At 55.9% G+C, this 2,306-nt stretch carries 2 protein-coding genes; one reads left to right on the top strand and one right to left on the bottom strand.

All coding sequences use genetic code 11. The features are described from left to right. Window positions 1-470: 470 nt before the first annotated feature. Window positions 471-1,322 (top strand): hypothetical protein, encoded by an 852-nt coding sequence (locus DBR22_RS20500; protein ID WP_146187597.1) that lies wholly within the window; start codon window positions 471-473, stop codon window positions 1,320-1,322. A 583-nt stretch (window positions 1,323-1,905) separates the two neighbouring features. Here DBR22_RS20500 and DBR22_RS20490 read toward each other — a convergent pair. After that, on the bottom strand, window positions 1,906-2,154 hold the full coding sequence (locus tag DBR22_RS20490; RefSeq protein ID WP_108600507.1) for a helix-turn-helix domain-containing protein: 249 nt from the start codon (window positions 2,152-2,154) through the stop codon (window positions 1,906-1,908). Window positions 2,155-2,306 lie beyond the last annotated feature (152 nt).

The following is a 2,306-nucleotide window of genomic DNA, read 5'->3' as shown; positions in this document are numbered from 1 at the left end:
ACCCGACGAAGCCGCCAACAAACAGGCGGCATGATTCCCGGGACGGTTCAGGTTCTGCCCAAATCGTTGACACTCGGTACTTTAATCACAGTGCAATCCCGGACTTCATCATGACTTGGCCGAAAACTAAGTACCAGAGAGCCGTCTACCTTCGCGATTCTTATGAGTCCGTCATTGCGGCTCAAGATATAAAGTCATTGGATTCTACTGCCCCAATACTCCTAGCCCTCCAAGATCTGGAGTCACCCGAGAAGCGCCCGACGGAAGTAGGTGGAGAAAAGTCACTGATCACCGACCCCAGTGGGGTGGACCTTATTGCTGAGACTTCTCGCGCGGATGCGTCCCCGATGGCCGCGCTTGTTCGCGCGAACTTCGCCCGAGGCGCAAGAGGACTTGTAGATGCTCCAAAAGCGTCTCAGCTAGTTGAACTCAGCGACAGCCCTGCACGGTCTGACCTTACACATGCAGCCTTGCCTGACTTCGTTCGGGAAAATTTCCTCGAAGATGCTGCGCGGGAGATGAATCGAACTGCGCAACTCATGGAGTTGGCACTGGGCAACAAACTCACCGATATCCCTGAATTACTCGACAGCCCTCTTTCTCCAGCGGAAATCCGACACCTTGTGCCATGGATCCTACGGAATGCTCGCATTGCAGAGACAGACCTTTTATGGAAACAGCTCGGAACGATGATGACTTTTGCAGATCTCGAAGCCATCAAAGGCGAGCTGGTAGGTGTAAACCTTGATCCCCTAATTCGTGCAAACTCGGACACTTGGAGAGCTAAGCGGGCGTATGTCGGCCTGGCTGTGCGCGACCACGACGATCCCGACTTAGTCAGCAACACTCACTGGAGCGTCATCGGTTCCAGTATCGGCAGAAATGTGAAGGAGGAGCGCCTGCATTTGGCTGACAGCGCACGAACCCTTCGCGGACGTTCCACTCAGTCTTCAGTTCTGTGGACCGACCTGGCTGAGCCGGCCCGAGATTTTCGCCTGTCGAGAGTCGAGCTGCGTGGCGTCACCCGTTCTGTAGCTGTCAATGCGGAGCAGAGCGTTGACGTGCGAGAAGATGTCGAACGTGTGTCGCGATCTTTTGACGAGACGTTCTTCGTCTCGGAGGTAGGAGTCAGATTGGAATCCGAGGATCCGGACACAGACGGGGTAGAAGCGCGCGTGCTCTTGGGTGACAGCCTGGTTGTCTCTGATGCCGGTGCATCCCTCGCCGACCTCGCCGGGGTCGCTCTCCGACTCGTATCAAGGAGCGGGATAGAAGCCGAACAGGTGCAAGATGTTATAGCTTCCTTTGAACACCGCCAGTAGGTGTTGCTGTTGTGGCCGTAGCTACATGACCACTCTACGGGCACAGAACTAACTCGTATCGCCCATAACAGCAGTCGGATTCCCTATCAGATCCTCTTCATATAAGGAGCCAGCGATTTCGGAATTTCTACGCCAGCGCTGGCCCCTGTTGTCCCTGAAGCTGACATCAACGACTTGAGGAGGATGCATACGCCCACCTGGATTCACGTTCACTCGATGACTACGATTAGCTGGAATTACGGGTATCGAATGGGACCCTTCTGGCAGGAGTTCGTGACGGATCGTGACATCCCATATGGGCTGTGCAGAAGCGTTATCTACATTGATCCAATTGGCTGGCACAGCAGTGTTGTCAGCGGTCATCCAACACGACACACGCTCTGCCTGGTCTCGCCTCTCAGCTTCACGGGCTTCTTGCTCGCGTTTGACCTGAGCGTGCCGTTCACCTAACGCGACCCTCACGGAGTAAACAGCAACACCAAGGGCAACAAGTGCTGCAATGCTGTCCCCGATCGCAGATGCAATGTCAGTCCACAGCGGCGCCTCGCTACTCACGGGGATCCAAGGGAACTGTGAATCACTGCTAAACAGAGTCATCATCCGCCACTTCGCCGGCTGCTATCCGCTCGGCAGTCACCCTGTAAGCCCGCTCGATGTAGGCCTCCAAATCCTTGCTAGCAACACGCCACAAGCCCCGGCCACCAACCTGCAACCCGCGAAGCTCACCCGTCCTCAACAACTGACGCACGGTAGGCAGACCAACGGCTAGGTCCTCAGCTACCTGCTCAATAGTTAGGAACCGCGGACGCTTAGGCAACGCATCATCACTCACTCTACAAACCTAGCCCGTCACCAGACCCCAGGGGAGGACCCGGGGCCCCCTCAAAAAGAATCCCCGCTGGGTCTAGTCAGAATCTCTCCCTTGTGCAGTCGGAGGGGACTGCCCCCGGTTTTGTTGACTCCTTGACCTAGCGAGCTGGTGCT

Source organism: Arthrobacter sp. HMWF013 (assembly GCF_003061105.1).
GTDB lineage: Bacteria > Actinomycetota > Actinomycetes > Actinomycetales > Micrococcaceae > Arthrobacter.
Note: the sequence above shows the minus strand (reverse complement) of the source record. Positions and strands in the feature narration are given on the sequence as shown.